This is a genomic window from Streptomyces sp. NPDC037100 (genome assembly GCF_055606225.1).
The window spans coordinates 1-16,725 of sequence record NZ_JBVJSX010000027.1 but is presented as its reverse complement, the minus strand read 5'-3'; the positions used below and the strand labels follow the sequence as shown (position 1 = coordinate 16,725).

The following is a 16,725-nucleotide window of genomic DNA, read 5'->3' as shown; positions in this document are numbered from 1 at the left end:
GTAGGAACCCTGAACGGAAAGCCGCCGTGCCGCCTTCCGTTGCCTGGTGGCTCGGCACGGCCGCGTGTGCCAGCGGAGGTGCGATTGCTTGCGTATCCGCTCCCTCGCCGCCCCACAGCGCGATGAAACAGCGCGCAGCATAACGTCCGGGGTCCCCTTCGGATATTCCTCTCCCACGCGTCCTGGCCGGATGATCAGGTGCCGACGAGCCGGCCGGTCTGGGCCCAGGTGCCGTCCTGGGGGACCTCGAAGCTCAGCCGCCAAGGCCTGTGTCCCTCTGCCTCGCAGTCGGCCCACAGTCGGAAACGGGCGGTGCGGTACTGGTCGCGCCAGCGTCGTCCACCGTCGGCGCCCTCGTACCAGGACGGTCGCAGTGAGGGGTCAATGGCCAGGCGTGTCCGATCGTCCGCTTCCAGTGGCGGCGGTGTGACCGTGCGTCCGAGCTGGTCGGCGCCGTCGATTCCGGGCCGGAACCGGTACGGGCCCCAGATGGTTTGTGCGATCTGTTCCGGAGTCGCGCCGCCGGGGAGCGAGGATACCCGCGATCGGTCGAAGTCGTCCCGGACCGTCAGCTGCACGTCGATCTTGCCGAGGCTGGCCGGTCCGTCGAAACGGACGTAGAGCATGCCCTGCTGTACCTCGAGTTTCAGGCGAAGCTGGGGCGTGAGTTCCTTGTGCCAACGGTCCCGCTCGATCTGCGCAACGGACGACGCCGTGTCGTTGGCCTCCTTCGAGGCCCGCCAGGCGGCGATGGCCGCGAAGCCGCTGAACGCGGCCGACGCCGCCGCGATGCTGGTGTCTGCGATCCCCATGCGCGCGGACTGTAGCCCAACCGGCGGTGTGTCAGTCCAGAGCCTCGGCGTAGGCGATGTCGCCGACTTCGGGCTCGTCGGGCACTCGCCAGGGAACCGGGAACGGTCCAGCCGTCGGCGAGCACAGGCAGATCAACGGTCTCAACCTCGCCGCTGGTCGGGATGTCGCCCAGGCCGGTGATCTCGACGGCCGAGGCGGCGTCCTTGCCGGACCGGTCGCGATGTTGCCGCTCCAGATCGCGCGTCGGCGCGCCAGCTGGGCGAGGTGCCGTCCTATGTGGTCTCCTCGACAAGCTCGTCGGTCACGAAGTCCGAAGCTGGCGGGTGGTGACCGGCGCGGAAGGGTCGACCTTGCAGTCAAGCGGTCCGACAAGGGCCAGCGGTGAAGCCTGTGCACGCCGTGATGCGCATCAGCCGCGTCAACGCCGTTTCACAAGTCGCCCTGACCAATCATGAGTGTGGCGGCACGGGGTCAGGGTGTGGTCCGGGCGGCTTGGTGGATTAGGGCCGTCAGGTGCCGCGGGTCAGCGCAGGTGCGCCATGCGGCGAGTTCCACTGTGTGCCCGTTGGCCATGTGCGTCAGGCACCATTCCCCGTCTCGCGGCGGAAGTCCCACAGCGTGCCGTCGGGAGTGGCCAGTTCGATCCGACATCCGCCGTGCTCACGGTCGTGATCGATGAGCTGCACATCGGTGTCGTGGTTGGCGAAGAGCTTCGCGTCGTGGCCCAGTAGATGGCTGACCTCGGTGATGGTCTCGTACGCAGTGACAGGAAGCGGCGCCAGGCCCCTCCCCCAGGCCTGCTCCCCCGGACCGGCAGCCGGCTCGCCACTGGCCCGCGTGCGGGCCCTGTCCGTGTCGGCCCGGCCGCCTGCGGCACCCATCCGGCAGGCGTGTCCAGGACGAGCAGCCCGGCCGTGTCGCAATCGAGCACCTCGCACAGCACCTGAAGATCGTCCAGCCTCACCGACGCCAGTGGGCCGTCGCCCGACCACGGCGCCGACATCTTCCCCACGCTGATCTCGAGCCCCGCCTCCGCCAGCAGCCGGCGAATCTCGACCGCCTTAAGAACGCCCCGCTCGGCCGCCCGCAGCCGCAACTCCTAGAATGGGGACACCGCATGTTGCGTTCCCCGGTCACCCCGGAGGGCGACCGCCAGTCGGCTGCGCTGGGCGACGACGCCGTAGCGTTCCTCGCGGCATGCGCTGGACGTAGCCGGAAGGCTCGGGTCTCTGCCATCGCACCGCCGACAGACCAGCACGCCCGCCTGCGCGAATCGCACAAGCGGGCGTACGCGCGCCGTACGCCGTGGGCTCGTTTCACTGAGACCTGCGACAGCCACCTGCCTGGCGATCACCGGGGCGGCCGTGGCGTTGCGATCCTCGGTCGCCCCGAAGGGCGACCGCCAGCGGTCGCAGAGGTCGCCCACCTGCTCGACGCGCACAAGTTGCGATCCTCGGCCGCCCCGGACGACGACCGCCAGGCCACGGGTCGCGGCCGTCGCCGCGGTTTTCGCATTCGTTGCGATCCTCGGTCGCCCAGGAGGGCGACCGCCAGTCGTTTTCGATGTCGTCGGCCGTGCTGTCCTCGTAGTTGCGATCCTCGGCCGCCCCGGAGGACGACCGCCAGGCGAGCCGGCGGCGCGGGTACACCGTCGTCGCTGCTGTTGCGATCATCGGTCGCCCCGAAGGACGACCGCCAGACCAGGCCGTGCGGTTCATCGCGCCGTACGTATGGCTGTTGCGATCCTCGGTCGCCCCGAAGAGCGACCGCCAGGCGAGGGTTTCCGGGGCCTGTCGCACTGGGTGAAGGAGTTGCGATCCTCGGTCACCCCGGAGAGCGACCGCCAGTCCTCGGACAGGTGGGAGGAGGCGTCGTAGCCGCAGTTGCGACCCTCGGTCACCCCGGAGGGCGACCGCCAGCCACGTCGAGTACTGCTCACGGCCCAACGTCACCGGGTTGCGATCCTCGGTCGCCCCAGAGGGTGACCGCCAACGGGCTGTTGTCGATGATCTCACCGGAGTACAGCTGGTTGCGACCCTCGGTCGCTCCGGAGAGCGACCGCTAGATCCCTCCCACCAGACCGTTAGCCCATTGACCAAGGTTGCGATCCTCGGTCACCCCGCAGGAGGACCGCCAGTACTTCCAGGCGTGGCTTGACGTTTACAACGACACGTTGCGATTCTCAGTCGCCCTTGGAGAACGACCGCCAGACGATGCCTCCGGATGACCGTCCACCCGTCCGCGTTGTTGCGATCCTCGGTCGCCCCGGAGAGCGACGGCCAGAGGATGGCGCCAGCCACAATCCGGATCCACGCGTCCACGTCGCGATCCTCGGCCGCCCCGGAGGGCGACCGGCAGGCCTGCGGCGAGGGTGTGGGAGCCGACCGCACGGCCATTGCGACCGCCAGCTCGTCCGGAGCCGGGCATTCGTGCGCCCCGTTACCGTCGCGATTCTCGGTCGCCCCGGAGGGCGACCGCCAGGCGCAGCTGCGCGATGGGGGTGGTGCCGTCCGCCTCGTTGCGATCCTCGGTCGCCCCGGAAGGCGACCGCCAGCGGGGCCTTGCGGTCGAGGAGCGGCTTCGTACGGCGGTTGCGATCCTCGATCGCCCCGATGGCGACCGCCAGGTGACCGTGGCGCCGCCCCGTTCGGCTGCCGAACTATTGCGGCCCTCGGTCGCCCCGGAGGGTAACCGCCAGCCTCGAGGACGGACGTCATCGAACTGGAGCGTGCCTTAGCAGTTGCGATCCTCGGTCACCCCGGAGGGCGACCGCCAGCCGGCGCCCCGCTTGTCGGCCTCCTTGCTGTAGCCGTTGCGATCCTCGATCGCCCCGGAGAGCGATCCCCAGTGGGGTGAGACCGACGGGACCACAGAGGCCATCGCCGTTGTTATCCTCGGTCGTCCCAGAGGGCGACCGCCAGCGCTGGTCGTTCAGGTTGCCGCGGGTCTGGACGATGTTGCGATCCTCGGTAGCCCCGGAGGGCGACCGCCAGGTGGCGCTGCTCCTCATCCCCACCCTGCTGATCTGGTTGCGATCCTCGGTCGCCCGGAGGGTGACCGCCACTCGTGGGTGACCTCGTGGACTTTCTGATCGTGGTCGTTGTGATCCTCGGCTGCCCCGGAGGGCAACCGCCACAGCGCTCCTGTCCCGGAATACTGTATCGATCGGTGGGGCCTTCGACCGCTGCCGATTTCACTACGGGGCGGGTTCGATTCCTCGTTGTGGGTGGTAGGGGCCTGTCCATTCGTATAGGTCACCGGCGACTTCGGCGGCGTGTCCGGTGTTGATCGCTGTTTCCAGTTCTCTTTGTGGGATGGATGCCAAGTGGTCCTGGAGTGTGCGGTAGGTCTCGGGGGTCGGTAACCCGCTGCGGAGTTGTGCGATGGCGTCTTGGGCGACCTGCCGGTCGTGCTGGTCGAGCTGGGGGCGGATGACAACGACGGCCACGGAGTGCTCGTTATCGATCATGCGCATTCTGCGGGCGGTTTCCGGGTAGTTCAGCTTTTCTCGCAGCGCTTCGATGGCTTCTCCGGTGGCTCCGTTGGGGTCTGTGGAGGAGCGTCCGGCTTGGAGTCGGTAGCGGTGCTGGTAGTAGGAGCGCAGTGTGTGCAGGTCGTCTGGGTCTGCGAGCCCCTTGCCGAAGCGGCGGGATGCTGCGGCGATGCCGCACCGGTTGTAGATCACCTGTGGCTGGAGACCGTCCGTCGGTTCGAAGACGGTCATGATGCTGTCCTCGGTCGGGCGGTGCCCTTCGCGGTTGATGCGCCCGGCGGCCTGCTGTTCGGACTCTGGCAGCGATCTGGCGCGGTATCCGCGCGGGAAGTCGAGGTCGACACCCGCCTCGATCAGCGATGTCGACACCAGCAGCGTGTCCAGGCCTGCGTCAAGGCGCTGTTTTGCCGCTTGGATGATCTCTCTGCGGTGGCCGCCGGTCATTCGGGTTGACAGGTGCAGGGTGCCGGGGTCCTCGTCACGGTCGCCGAGCCAGACCTTGTGTACGTGGCTGGCGTCTTTCGTTCCGTTGACCACCATCAGAGCCTGACCGTGCGTTGCGGCCTCTGTGGCGATGCTTCTGAGGGTCACCTCTGAGCCGGTGCGCCAGTTGTACCGGACCCGGCGCAGCTGCTGGAAAAGCGGTGCGGGGTTGGCGACGATGTCACGCTGCGGCAGGCCGGTCTGCCAGGGGTTCAGCGCTGCGAGTTCCGGTTGTGTGGCCGAGGACAGGACCAGGGTCACGCCGTAGTGCTCGACGAGTTCCCGCAGTCCGGACAGGATCGGTGTTAGCAGGGCGTCGGGGAGGGCTTGGACCTCGTCCAGGACGATGACGGAGTTGGCGAGCCGGTGTAGTCGGCGGGTGGCTGACGGGCTGTTGCCGAACAGGCTCTCGATCAGGCGGACTGTGGTGGTGACGATGAACGGGGCGTCCCAGTTCTCTGCGGCCAGCTTCGCCCATCGGTTGGGGCGGGCACGCTTTTGGTCTCGGTGGGTCTCGCCTGAGGCGTCCGAGGACCGCGATGTGCGCCGGTCGGAGGCCTCGAAGTTTGCGACGGAGTGGTGTTCCAGCACCGCCTGCGGCCCGTGTTCTGGATCCAGCAGGCTCCGGTAGACAGCCGCATTCTGCTCTGTGATCGAGATGAACGGGACCGCGACGATGACGCGTCGCAGCCCGTGCAGCGCGGCGTGGCGGAGTGCGAAGCCTCCGCCGGCAAATGTCTTTCCCGCGCCGGTCGGCAGGTGCAGCCGGTACACCCCCGGCTCACCGGCCGCGGTGTCGAGCGCCTCCTGGTAGACGTCCTCGCGGAGCCCGTCCAGCCACGAGGGCTCCTTCCGGCGTCGGCGCTCGGCAAGGGCCTCCTGACGGCGGGTCTCGTACCGCTCCCACAATTCGGGCATGCTCACGTCCGGCCGAGGAGGCGGGCCGGGCCTGAAGTGCGCGGCGGTGTCGAGCCGGTCGGCGTCGACCACGGCGGAGTAGGTCATGCGGACCAGCATCTCCACGCTGGTCTTGCTACGCGGGTCGAGCCAGTCCGGAACGGTCGGGCAGGTTTTGTCCAGGATCTCCGGCATGACTTTGGCGACCCGGTTAATTGCCTCGTTGACCTCTTTGGGGTCCCGCATCAGGCTCTTGAGCCGGACGCTGAGTTCCGACCAGGCGGGCAGCCCGGTGTGGTGTCCCTCGATGACGCCAGCGAACGGTGTCAGCACCGGATGCTGCCGGGCTACTTGAGCGAACAGGAACGCCCCGGCGGCATGGTGCGCGGGGCGACGGACCTTCTGGCCGGTTGTGGCTTCTTCGATCAGGCCGTCCTGCCAGGCGCATGCGCCCTTGCCGGTGTCGTGGTCGCGTCCCAGCCGGTGGGCGAGTTCTCCGCCTCCCCACGGGTCGGCGAATCTCCGGGCCAGCTCGCCGGTGCCTCGGGCGTGGTCTTCGTACCAGTGCCAGATGCCCCGAGGACCCGGTGAGTGGGCTACGAGCCTGCCTTCCGGAACGGGCATCAACCCCGATATCGCACCAACTGCCTTTTTTTCAACCATACTTGACTTACCATCACTTATGTATTGAGATCCGGTTAGATCGCTGCAGTTCACAACCGGCCCGCGTACTGCAGGTCGTGGATCGGGGCAGTGCGACGACGCTAGCCGCCGGCACTGACAACGGGCCGAGCCGGCCAGGGCATGAAGGGGGAGGATGCATGATTTCCGAACAAGGGCGGCAGCGTTGGGAGAGGGCCGACCGGCCGCTTCACGTGCAGGTGGAGGCGTGGGGGCCGCTGGCCTGCTTCACCCGCCCGGAACTCAAAGTCGAACGGGTCTCCTACCCGGTCATGACCCCCTCGGCAGCGAAAGGGCTGCTGGAGGCGATCCTGTGGAAGCCGGAGATGACCTACCGGATCAAGCAGATCGAACTGCTTAAGCCGGTGCAGTGGACCAGCTTCCGGCGCAACGAAGTCAACAACTCGATCATCACCAAGAAGACCTTCGAGGACCTGCGCACCAATAACGGCTACCGCTACGACGTCGCCGAGGACCGGGGACAGCGCGTCACCGTCGCACTGCGCGACGTCGCCTACCGCATCCACGCCACCATCAACGCCACCGACCGCTGCACCGCGCCACTGCCGAAGTACCGCGACCAGTTCGACCGCCGCGTCAAGCGCGGTGCGTGCTTCGAACAGCCCCACTTCGGCTGCCGCGAATTCGCAGCCTTCTTCGGTCCCCGCGGATCAGCACAGGAAGCCGGCGTCGTCACCGCCGCCGACCAGGCAGGCATCCCACCGATCGACGAGATCGGACTGATGCTCCACCACATCGAGTACCTGCCGAAAGGCAAGGAGCGCTACCACTGGTTCCGCGCCCGCCTCGAGCGCGGTGTTCTCCACGTGCCGGACCGCCCGCTCGACCCCACGCAAGTCAGCGGGATGCCCGGGGCCGAGGGCCGAGTATCTGCCGAGGGGACGGGCTGAAGTGCTCCTGCACAGCCTCGTCCAGCACGCCGACAGCCGCGAGGACGCCGTCCCCGACTACTACCAGCGGCGTCCGATCATGTGGCAGATCGACCTTCCCAGCACCGGCAAAGCCGAACCACTGATCATCGACCTGCGCCCTCCAAAGGGGGAAGAACCACGGAAGGTCACCGCCCCCTACACCGGCCGCTCCGGGAAGAACCCGCCGCCGTTCCTGCTCGCCGACAGCGCGCTGTACGTTCTCGGCCACCCCGGCCTGGTGAAGGGGCCGGACGATAAGAAGGTTCCGTCGACCGACCCGAAGGACATCACCAAGGCCGAGGAGCGTCACACCGCCTACCGCGCCATGTTGACCTCCTGGTGCAACGAGCACCCCGGCCTCCCCCAGGCCCGCGCCCTGGCCCAGTGGCTGAACAGCCCCTCCGCGCCGGACGACTGGCCCGAGGAAATGGATCAAGGGCACCTCGTGGCCATCACTGTGCACGGCGAGTGGATCCACGACCTCCCCCAGGCCCAGCGCTGGTGGGCGGAAAAGGTCAAGAGCGCCAAGAGCGGCAAGCCAGGCAAGAGCCAGGAAAGCCTGTGTCTGGTCTGCGGGCAGACCAGAGCGCTGCTGTCCACTCTCCCGGTCCCAGTCAAGGGCCTGCCCAACTCCGGGATGAACACCCAGCTGATCTGCCTCAACCAGCCCGCCCACTACCGGGCCGGCATCAAGCAGCTCGGCGCCACCCCTGTCTGCGTCGACTGCGGCACCAAGGCCACCACCGCCCTGAACGCACTGCTGGCCGACCCCGAGCACCACACCCGCGCCGGCGACTCCGCCATCGTGTGGTGGACCCGCAACCCCACCACCGAAACCGACATGTGGACCCTGGACAACCCCGAGCCCACCGAGGTTGCCCAACTCGTCGACGGACTCCACCACCCCTACAAGGGACGCGACGCGCTGACCGCCCTCGACGACGACGCCTTCTACGCCGTCACCTTGCGGGTGAACACCAACAGGGTCATCGTCGCCGACTGGATCACCATCCCCGTCCCCGAGCTCAAGCAGCGGCTCGGGACCTGGTTCACCGACCAGCAGACCTGGGACGGCTGGAACAACACCTACCGCTACTGGCCGGTCTGGCGCCTGGCCCTGGCCGCCGCCCGCTGGGACAAACGCAAGAACACATACATCGACACCACCATCCCCAAGCATCTGCAGGCCGACCTCGCCCAGGCCGCACTCCACGGCACACCGCCACCGGCCCACGTCCTGCCAGTTCTCATGCAGCGCATCCGCGCCGACCACCGCATCGACCGGCCCCGCATCGCGCTGCTGCGCCTCGCCCTGACCCGTACGACCACCCGCCACAAGGAGCTGTGCGTGCCCCAGCTGAACACGACGTCGACCGAACCCGGATACGTGTGCGGGCGGATCATGGCCATGCTCGAAGCGATCCAGCGCAAGGCCATGCCCAAGGTCAACGCCACCATCACCGACAAGTACCTGACCACCGCCGTCGTCTCGCCCCGGGCCGTCCTCACCCGGCTCCGCATCGGCGCACGCCCCCACTTGCGCACCATCGCCCGCAAAAGCGAACCCGCGGCCAAGGCCATGGAAAACCGGCTGCGGGACGCCTTCGACCTCCTCGACACCCTCCCCGCCCACCTCAACGCGGAGCAGCAGGCCCTGTTCATCCTCGGCTACGAGCACCAACGCGCTCACTCCGCCCGGGCCGCAGCCGCAGCCATCAAGGCCCGCGAAGCCGGCAAGGAACTCGCCGCCGACCAGGCCGCCGACGCCCTTCCCGAAGTGGCCGAAGACGCGATCGCAACCGACGAAACCCTCTGGTAAACGCCCGAGAGCCCGCACCCTTACCAACCCGGAAAAGGACACCGAACACAGCCATGAGCGCCGCGCACCTGGACCCCACCCGCAAGCACGACTACGTCTTCCTCATCGACGTCAAGGACGGCAACCCCAACGGCGACCCCGACGCCGGCGGCATGCCCCGCATCGACCCCATCACCAGCCAGGGCATCATCACCGACGTCGCCCTCAAGCGAAAGATCCGCAACACCATCACCCTCGCCCACCAGGGGCAGCCCGGCTTCGAGATGTACGTCGAGGAAGGTGTCGCCCTCAACCCGCAGATCCAGCGCGCCTACCACGAAGGCGGCACCACGGAAGGCGACACCGCCACCGCCCAGCAGTGGATGATCCGAAACTTCTACGACGTGCGCCTCTTCGGTGCCGTCATGTCCGTCGGCGACCAGAAGAAGCACGCCGGCAGGGCCCGCGGACCCATGCAGCTCACCTTCTCCCGCTCCATCGACCCCGTCACCCCGCTCGAGGCCGGTATCACCCGCGTCGCCCCGAACAAGCCCGAGGACCTCGCCAACGGCAAGGTCACCGAGATGGGCAACAAGCACTACGTGCCCTACGGGCTGTACCGCGGCCACGGCTTCTACTCCGGCGCCCTCGGCACAAAAGCCGGCGTCACCCCAGAAGACCTGGCCGCCTACTGGCACGCCATGACCATGATGTTCGACCACGACCGCGCCGCCTCCCGCGGCGAAATGGCCATCCGCGGCCTGTACGTCTTCACCCACGACGACGCCTACGGACGAGCCCCCGCCCACAAACTCTTCGACCTCATCCGCATCAAGCCACTAGGCCACAGCGAAGCACGCTCCTGGGACGACTACACCGACCGCATCAACATCGACGAAGACCACATCCCCGACGGAGTCACCCTCACCCGCCTCATCGACTGAGCCGGTTCAAAAGCGCAGTACGCGGCTCAGAGCTACGCACCATCTCATAGCGGTCCCCCCTCAGGGATAACCGAGGATCGCAACGGCACTCAAGCTGAAGACCTAGGAGACGCCCTGTTCACGCTGGCGGTCGCCCTCCGGGGGGACCGAGGATCGCAATGAACAGGAACTGGCCGCCGCCAGTATGGGCATTTTCGGGTCTGGCGGTCGTCCTCCGGGTCGGCTGAGGATCACAACATCGAGAAGACGTTCAGCCGCGGCGGAGTCCTTACCCCTGGCGGTCGCCCTCCGGGGCGACTGCGGATCGCAACTGCGCCAGCGTGGTGAGCTGGACCGGAAATTGGGTCTGACGGTCGTCCTTTGCGCGACCGAGGATCGCAACTGGGTCCGCGTAGGCTGGCATATTGGGCCCAAGCTGCTGACGGTCGCCCCTTGGGGTGACTGAGGATCGCAACCACCCGGACTCCAGGTCCACACCGTAGACCGCTGGCTCTGGCGGTCGTCCTTCCAGGCGACCGAGGATTGCAACGCTTACGGTCGCGTGGGTATTGGGGTGGGACGGACGGGCGGTCGCCCTTCAGAGCGGCCGAGGATCGCAACATCCGCACCCACGCGTCGTACTGCGCCCGCGGGTACACTTGGCGGTCGCCCTTCGGGGCGACCGAGGATCGCAACTCACCACGGGCGAGGACCCCGTTGTAGACGCTGTCCTGACGGTCGTCTTCCTAGGGGACCCAGGATCGCAATCACTGGGTGGTGTCGCAGCAGCCGGACAGGCCTGCGCCTGGGGTCGCCCTCCGGGGCAACCAAGGATCGCAACGCCCTGGAGCTACGGGCGGAGGTGCTGGGTGAGGCCTGGCGGTCCCCCTCCGGGACGGCCGAGGATCACAACACCGCGAACGGCGCGACTAACCTCATCAAGGTGAGCTGGCGGTTGCCCTCCGGGGCGATCGAGGACGCAATGGGATCTGCACGTCATAGATCCGAATGGGCGGCAAGCTGGCGGTCGCCCTACGGGGCAGGCGACCGAAGATCGCAACGACTGGGACGCCCACATCGTGATGGTCGTCGGCGACTGGCAGTTGCCCTTTGGGACGACCGAGGATCGCAATGAGGCCCTGCTCGACCGGCTCGGGCTCGGGCTCCACAGCTGGCGGTCGCCGTCCGGCGCAGCCGAGGATCGCAACATCACCCCCGACGTGCTTGAGGAGGCGCTCGAGGACTGGCGATCGCCCTCCGGGGCGGCCGAGGATCGCAACCTGGACTTTCTGGACCATCCAACGCGCGCCCGCGCGCTGGCGGTCGCCTTCCTGGAGGGGGACCGAGAATCGCAACATCTGGTCATCGAACTTCTGGGCCAGCTCCAGCTCCGGTCGCCCTCTGGGGCAACCGAGGATCGCAACACCGGGTCCTACCGCTCCGTGCGCGACCTGGCGCTCTGGCGGTCACCCTCCGGGGCAGCCGAGGATCGCAACCCGGATGTGGATCCGGTGGTGGCGCAGCAGAGACACGCTCGTCGCAGGTGGCCGCTACCTCGGGCAGTTGTGGCTGCGTGACGCCGAGACCACCGCCTGGCATGTTCTGCTCGCCAGGCGCCGACTGCACGAGACCCAGGACGACCGCAAGCGATACTTTTAGACTGGCACGAGTGGCTTGAGGAACCGCCACAGCGCGTTCCGGGTCACCTCCTCGTCCCGGGCGAGGTCGAAGACCTCCTCGTCGAAGGCCATGTCCCTCAGACCTGACAGGACCGCTATGCGAGTGGCGTCGCCCAGGCGGGCCAGGCGCGCGTAGTAGGTGTCGTCCTGGCCGACGGAGAAGTACTCCCCAGGAATCTGAGTGAACTCAAGCGGCGGCTGCACAACCGTCTCCGCGCGAGGGGTCATGCCCAGTGTGCCGATCTTCACCGGACCGATCTCGTGACGGCCGTCCGAGTCGAGGACCTTCAGGTGGAACATGGTGCGCCACCCGAAGTCATCCCAGCCATCACGAACCAACACCGCAAGCGGTCGCGGCGAGACGGGTATCCGCTCGTCCCGTTCGATGATCACGAACCGCACAGCGGCCCCCTCTTGTGCTGATGCCCTGGCCCGGTGGAGCGCTCCGGCGATCCTACGTGCGGGTTGACTGACTTCGGGTAGCCAAGCCGCCCTCAAGGGCCTTTGGCCGTGGAGTTGTACGACCAGTAAGCGGACCAGCTGGTCACTCGAACGGGTTAGTCCCGGAACCGAGAAGACCCCATCTTCACTCTCCTGCCGCGCGGCTGACGCCACAGGGCGGGAGAGCAGCGTAGCGACGAGGTTGGCCGACTTGGTGTTGTAGACAACAACTCCCGCACGGGTGACGCTGGGTGGTCCAGGTGTGGGGTGGATGGGGAGGAGACCCATGGGGCGGGTGGAGGAACTGCAGGAGCAGACTGTCTGGAGAAGCGACCCGCACACGCAGGTCAAGCACCTCGTGTACCGGCACTATCTGCAGTGCTGGATGGGTAAGATCCTCCAGACCTTCCGTGAGGCCACCATCGTGGATGCCTTCGCCGGCCCCGGCGTCTATACCGACGGCCCGCCCGGCTCCTCCATCGTGGTCGCCAAAACCTTCCTCGAGCACACCGCGCACCGGCGCTTCGGCAAGCTCAACCTCATCTGCCTCGAAGAGCGGCCCGACCGGGTGGAGGAGCTCAGGCGGCAGTTCGCCAAACTGCCCCCGTCACCACAGCTGAACATCAGTGTCCAACCGCCGGGCAGGTTCGCAGACCAGCAGAGCCAGTTGTCCATGCTCGCCCACCGAGGCCGCGCCGACACCCCCGTGCTCTGGTTGATCGACCCGTTCGATCTGAAAAGCGCACCGTTCTCTCTGATCAGGCGGTGCCTTGCTGGGCCTCGAGACGAGGTGCTATTCACCTTGTTCACCAATGAACTGCACCGCTTCTGCCAGCGCGAGAGCTTCGACAAGGCGATGACGCCCTACTTCGGCGGAGACCACTGGCAAGTAGCCACGTCTGAGCGACGCCCTGGAGCTCGCAAGGAAGCCTTCGCAACGGCCTATGAGCAAGGGCTGAAAGAGCAGGACCTGTTCACCGGCCGCTTCGGGATCAAGATCAGCAACCAGAGCGCCCGCTACCACCTCATCCTGGCCACCCACAGTGAAGCCGGCCTGAAGTGCTGGGCACCCGTCACCTGGAAGTTGGACAGCTACAGCGGGCAGGGCGCTTCCTTCGACACCGCGGAGACCCCATCGCTGTTCGACGAGGCCTCGGTCGTCGACCGGCTGGAGACCGCGATGCGCGCCCACGCCGGAACCGAACAACGCTGGGAGATGCTGTCCAGCCAGGCCGCCCGTCTGAACCACATGGACAAGCACCTGCGTCAGGTCCTGGACAAGCTCGCTGCCCAGGGCCTCGCCTTCCGTGTCGATCCCGTCCGCGCCCGCACCCCCTGGCCCGAGGGGTGCACCGTGCGTTTCTACGCTCCTGAGGACGTCGCCGACGAAGCTTCCTAACCCGCCGGAAGCACGAGCTGGCGGTCCGGCATCTCATCCCACGTGCGGCCCTCCAGCTCGCGACCGCCGGCCTTCGGCGTACGGCCGCCCCACTGCTTGAAGAAGAAGGCCACCCCGGCCTGACAGCAGGCATCCCTGATCTGCGCCACCCACTGCTCGTCGAGCGGCCGATGCCCGGGGCCGGACTCACCCCCCGCAATGACCCAGTCGATCCCGGACAGCTCCAGTCCGTCCAGCGGCCCGAGCAGCGGCTCGCACGACAGGAACCTCACCGCCGCAGGCACGTACCGCAGGTCGTCGACGCGCGGAAGTTCCTTCGCACTCTCCACAGACACCCCCATCCACAGGTTCGCAGGCCACTCCAGCCGGTCGGCGACCTGACGCAGGCGCCTGGCCCGCTTGGTAAGCACCTGGTATGTGTGCTGCGGAGTCTCAGCAATGACCTCGAAGACGCGGCTCACGTAGTCGAGCGGCACCCGGGCGTGGAAAAGGTCGCTCATCGAATTCACGAACACGGTGCGCGGACTCTTCCACCCGTACGGCACACGCAGTGCATCCGGGTGCAACGTGAGCCCGAAGCCGGGACCGGAAGTGCGTAGGTCACCATCGGCCTGATACTTCGGCGACCCCATCGCCTTCAGTCGCTTCGCCAGCGTCAATGCGTAGCAGTTATCGCACCCTTTGGAAACGCGGTCGCACCCTGTGGTCGGGTTCCACGTCGCCTCGGTCCACTCGATCGCACTGCGGTCACTCACCGGCCGGCCCTCCATCCCCTCGAACCGAACCTCATCACCGAGGGCACGGCCACGGCCCGCTGCATGCCCAACGACCCGTCACACCACCGGACACCGGCATCCAACCATCCGGCGGCCGCGCCGTACTCATTACCCCAATCACCGAACATGCGTTCCCCTTGTTGTGGTAGTGCATGTACACAGAACTAGCCATCCGGTTGGCCATTGTGGACGGATCAGTCATTCCGGCCCAGTGCAACCGGCGGTGAGACCCGGCGGCCGGAAAGTGCGATCTTGCCGGCGTGGCGGATGGAAGTGCAGTGGCTGCCGGGGTAGCTTGGCCACGCCTGGCCTCGGACGCGGCCAGTTCTGGATGCTCGACCCGACCACGCGGCATCGCCAGAGAACCTACGTCATGAACCCGTTGCAAGCCATGTTGCTGTGTCGAGATGCGCCTTCGCTGCCCAGGTCGGGGGGCTGCTCCGAGGAACTGCGCATGTACTGCATGGAACAGATCAGCAACGCTACCTCTCAGCTCACCGGTGAGTCTCTGGAGGACGTCCGCCGCCGCATGGGGAAGGTCGCCCGGTACGACGTCCTTATCCCCGAGGCGTCCACCGAGCAGGCCCTTTTGGAGGCGGTCTTGGCATCGGCGCTTGGTGATGTGGACGGCCAGACGCGGCCATTGGGCGTGCGGCAGGCCAAGCCTGTCGACAACGGGCTGGCTCTGCGCCTGGAGCGCGTGGATGATGCGCAGGCTCTGCTGGAGTTGCTGCCCTGCCGTGGGAAGAAGGGCCCATGGCGTGGCGTTCGTGGGCTGACCGTGCGCATGGACGGTGGCCGACTGCGCTTCGGGCTTCGCTCCTGGGCCTATCAACAGTCCTGGCGCTCACCGGCGCCGGCTGTGTGGGTGGCCGGACCGCATGGCGAGGACCTGGCCGCTCTTCTGACCGCGCACATCGAACGCCTTGCAGCCACCAAGCACGTCGGGCTGTGGGATCCGCATGGTGAAGAGCGCGGCCCGGCGCGCCGGGAGCCCGTGACGCGCGATCTGCTGCGCCGTCTGAGGGCTTCGAGCGCGCTGGGTAGTGCGCTGCTGCGACGCCCGCTGCTGTGGGACCGTCCTCTCTGGCCACACCACGCTCCGCTTGACCACCGAAATAACCGACTACGGGCTCGACTGGTCCATCGACCGCCAAGTGGTGGGTGACGGGTTCGACGAGGACCGACTGCTCGACGTCCTGCAGGATCCCATCGTCGGCTTCGGTCTGCGCCTGCTGGAGCACGCATGCGGCGCCGAAGCCTGCACCGTGCGCATGGCACCTGCCTCGCAGCGCTACGCCTGCCGAGGCGTACTCACCATCCGCAGCAGCCGGACGGTCGCGCCCCAGCTCTCCCAGGTGCCCGCACCGCGACCGTTCACGATCATCGGCGAGGGCCGCGAAGTCAGCCGGCCGCGCCGGGACCGGCAGTGGATCGCAACGTACCGCAAGTCTTCGGTGACAAGTTCCTCGACGGGTCTAGCGGTCTCCCTCCCGGGCGACCGAGAATCACGACCGCCTGGTCGAGGGGAAGCGCCTGGTCAAACAGACCGCTTGCGGTCGCTCTAGAAAGCGACGGAGGATCGCAACACGCTGTACGCGACCGACACGTTCCTGCACGGCAACGCTGGCGGTCGCCCTCCGGGGCGATGGAAGATCGCAACTTCAGCTCGACGACGTCCTGGCCGCCGAAGCCGGCTTGGCAGCCGTTCTTCGGTATGGCCGAGAATCGCAACGAACAGTCCATCGACGACGCCACCAATGCCGTCAAGTTGACGGTCATCCTCCGGTCGACCGAGGATTGCAACTCCGCGGCCTGATCGTCGTCGACGGGCTGGAAGGTGCCGGAGGTCGCCCTCTGCGGCGACTGAGGAGCGCAACTACACGGACGCCTGAGGACGAGAACGGGTGACTCTCTGGCGATCACCTTTCGGGGCCATCAAGAATCGCAACTACGAGGACTCCGCTCTCGACGACATCGAGACCGAGCTGGCGGTCGCCTCCCGGGGCGACCGAGGATCGCAACGGCATGTAGGGCCGCATCCCCTTGTCGCCGTCCCCTGGCGGTCGACCTACGGGACGACCGAGGATCGGAAGACCTGGCCCGCCGGAACGTTCTCGGCACCGTCGGCCCCCCCAAGATGACGGAGGATTGCAACACGTTCACACTCCCCCGTCTGACGGTGAGCGGTGGTAGGGACGTCGGCAGCGAACCGAGAATCCCCTCGATCGATAGAGTGGTCGAGGGCAAGGGCGTCGTGGCGGTCGTTCTCCGGGCGGCCGACGATCGCAACACCTTCAGTGTGCTCCGCCTAGCCGAGGCTGGCGGCGTGGGGCCGGCCCTCGAGCCATGGGCATGCCGCTGCCTAAGCATCGGAGACGAGCGTTGTCTACACGACCGGCTGCCTTAG

General features: G+C 67.2%; 13 protein-coding genes. 7 read left to right on the top strand and 6 right to left on the bottom strand.

Annotation, left to right across the window (positions count from 1 at the left end; all coding sequences use genetic code 11):
• Nucleotides 1-194: 194 nt before the first annotated feature.
• The 4 genes from ACZ7EG_RS39815 to ACZ7EG_RS39800 form a co-directional block, all read right to left on the bottom strand.
• Nucleotides 195-812 (bottom strand): hypothetical protein, encoded by a 618-nt coding sequence (locus ACZ7EG_RS39815; RefSeq protein ID WP_471089873.1) that lies wholly within the window; start codon nucleotides 810-812, stop codon nucleotides 195-197.
• A 579-nt stretch (nucleotides 813-1,391) separates the two neighbouring features.
• Nucleotides 1,392-1,694: a hypothetical protein gene (locus tag ACZ7EG_RS39810; protein WP_471089870.1), complete on the bottom strand. Its 303-nt coding sequence runs from the start codon at nucleotides 1,692-1,694 to the stop codon at nucleotides 1,392-1,394.
• Between the two features lie 1,852 nt (nucleotides 1,695-3,546).
• Entirely contained in the window at nucleotides 3,547-3,693 is a 147-nt protein-coding gene (locus ACZ7EG_RS39805; protein WP_471089867.1) for a hypothetical protein, read from the bottom strand.
• Between the two features lie 316 nt (nucleotides 3,694-4,009).
• Nucleotides 4,010-6,349: a CRISPR-associated endonuclease Cas3'' gene (locus ACZ7EG_RS39800; RefSeq protein WP_471089864.1), complete on the bottom strand. Its 2,340-nt coding sequence runs from the start codon at nucleotides 6,347-6,349 to the stop codon at nucleotides 4,010-4,012.
• A gap of 158 nt (nucleotides 6,350-6,507) precedes the next feature.
• Here ACZ7EG_RS39800 and cas5c point away from each other — a divergent pair, with 158 nt between their 5' ends.
• The 4 genes from cas5c (at nucleotide 6,508) to ACZ7EG_RS39780 (ending at nucleotide 11,597) form a co-directional block, all read left to right on the top strand.
• On the top strand, nucleotides 6,508-7,278 hold the full coding sequence (gene cas5c / locus ACZ7EG_RS39795; protein ID WP_471089861.1) for a type I-C CRISPR-associated protein Cas5c: 771 nt from the start codon (nucleotides 6,508-6,510) through the stop codon (nucleotides 7,276-7,278).
• Nucleotide 7,279: 1 nt separating this feature from the next.
• On the top strand, nucleotides 7,280-9,118 hold the full coding sequence (cas8c, locus tag ACZ7EG_RS39790; RefSeq protein WP_471089858.1) for a type I-C CRISPR-associated protein Cas8c/Csd1: 1,839 nt from the start codon (nucleotides 7,280-7,282) through the stop codon (nucleotides 9,116-9,118).
• A gap of 53 nt (nucleotides 9,119-9,171) precedes the next feature.
• Nucleotides 9,172-10,041, top strand: coding sequence for a type I-C CRISPR-associated protein Cas7/Csd2 (gene cas7c, locus ACZ7EG_RS39785; RefSeq protein WP_471089855.1), 870 nt, complete (start codon nucleotides 9,172-9,174; stop codon nucleotides 10,039-10,041).
• Between the two features lie 1,058 nt (nucleotides 10,042-11,099).
• Nucleotides 11,100-11,597 carry a hypothetical protein gene (locus ACZ7EG_RS39780; RefSeq protein ID WP_471089852.1) on the top strand — a complete coding sequence of 166 codons (498 nt, stop codon included), beginning with the start codon at nucleotides 11,100-11,102 and terminating at the stop codon, nucleotides 11,595-11,597.
• A 78-nt stretch (nucleotides 11,598-11,675) separates the two neighbouring features.
• Here ACZ7EG_RS39780 and ACZ7EG_RS39775 read toward each other — a convergent pair whose 3' ends face one another.
• On the bottom strand, nucleotides 11,676-12,101 hold the full coding sequence (locus ACZ7EG_RS39775; RefSeq protein WP_471089849.1) for a hypothetical protein: 426 nt from the start codon (nucleotides 12,099-12,101) through the stop codon (nucleotides 11,676-11,678).
• Between the two features lie 334 nt (nucleotides 12,102-12,435).
• On the opposite strand from ACZ7EG_RS39775, the gene tcmP reads away from it, so the two are divergent.
• Nucleotides 12,436-13,539: a three-Cys-motif partner protein TcmP gene (tcmP, locus tag ACZ7EG_RS39770; RefSeq protein WP_471089846.1), complete on the top strand. Its 1,104-nt coding sequence runs from the start codon at nucleotides 12,436-12,438 to the stop codon at nucleotides 13,537-13,539.
• On the opposite strand, the gene ACZ7EG_RS39765 is transcribed toward tcmP, so the two are convergent.
• The gene (locus ACZ7EG_RS39765) at nucleotides 13,536-14,294 is read right to left on the bottom strand and encodes a DUF5131 family protein (RefSeq protein ID WP_471089843.1); all 759 of its coding nucleotides are present in this window, start codon (nucleotides 14,292-14,294) and stop codon (nucleotides 13,536-13,538) included. The genes tcmP and ACZ7EG_RS39765 overlap by 4 nt on opposite strands.
• Nucleotides 14,295-14,778: 484 nt before the next feature.
• Here ACZ7EG_RS39765 and ACZ7EG_RS39760 point away from each other — a divergent pair, with 484 nt between their 5' ends.
• Together ACZ7EG_RS39760 and ACZ7EG_RS39755 are read left to right on the top strand one after the other, a co-directional pair.
• Nucleotides 14,779-15,483 (top strand): hypothetical protein, encoded by a 705-nt coding sequence (locus tag ACZ7EG_RS39760; RefSeq protein WP_471089840.1) that lies wholly within the window; start codon nucleotides 14,779-14,781, stop codon nucleotides 15,481-15,483.
• Between the two features lie 480 nt (nucleotides 15,484-15,963).
• Entirely contained in the window at nucleotides 15,964-16,134 is a 171-nt protein-coding gene (locus tag ACZ7EG_RS39755) for a hypothetical protein (protein WP_471089837.1), read from the top strand.
• Nucleotides 16,135-16,725: the final 591 nt, after the last annotated feature.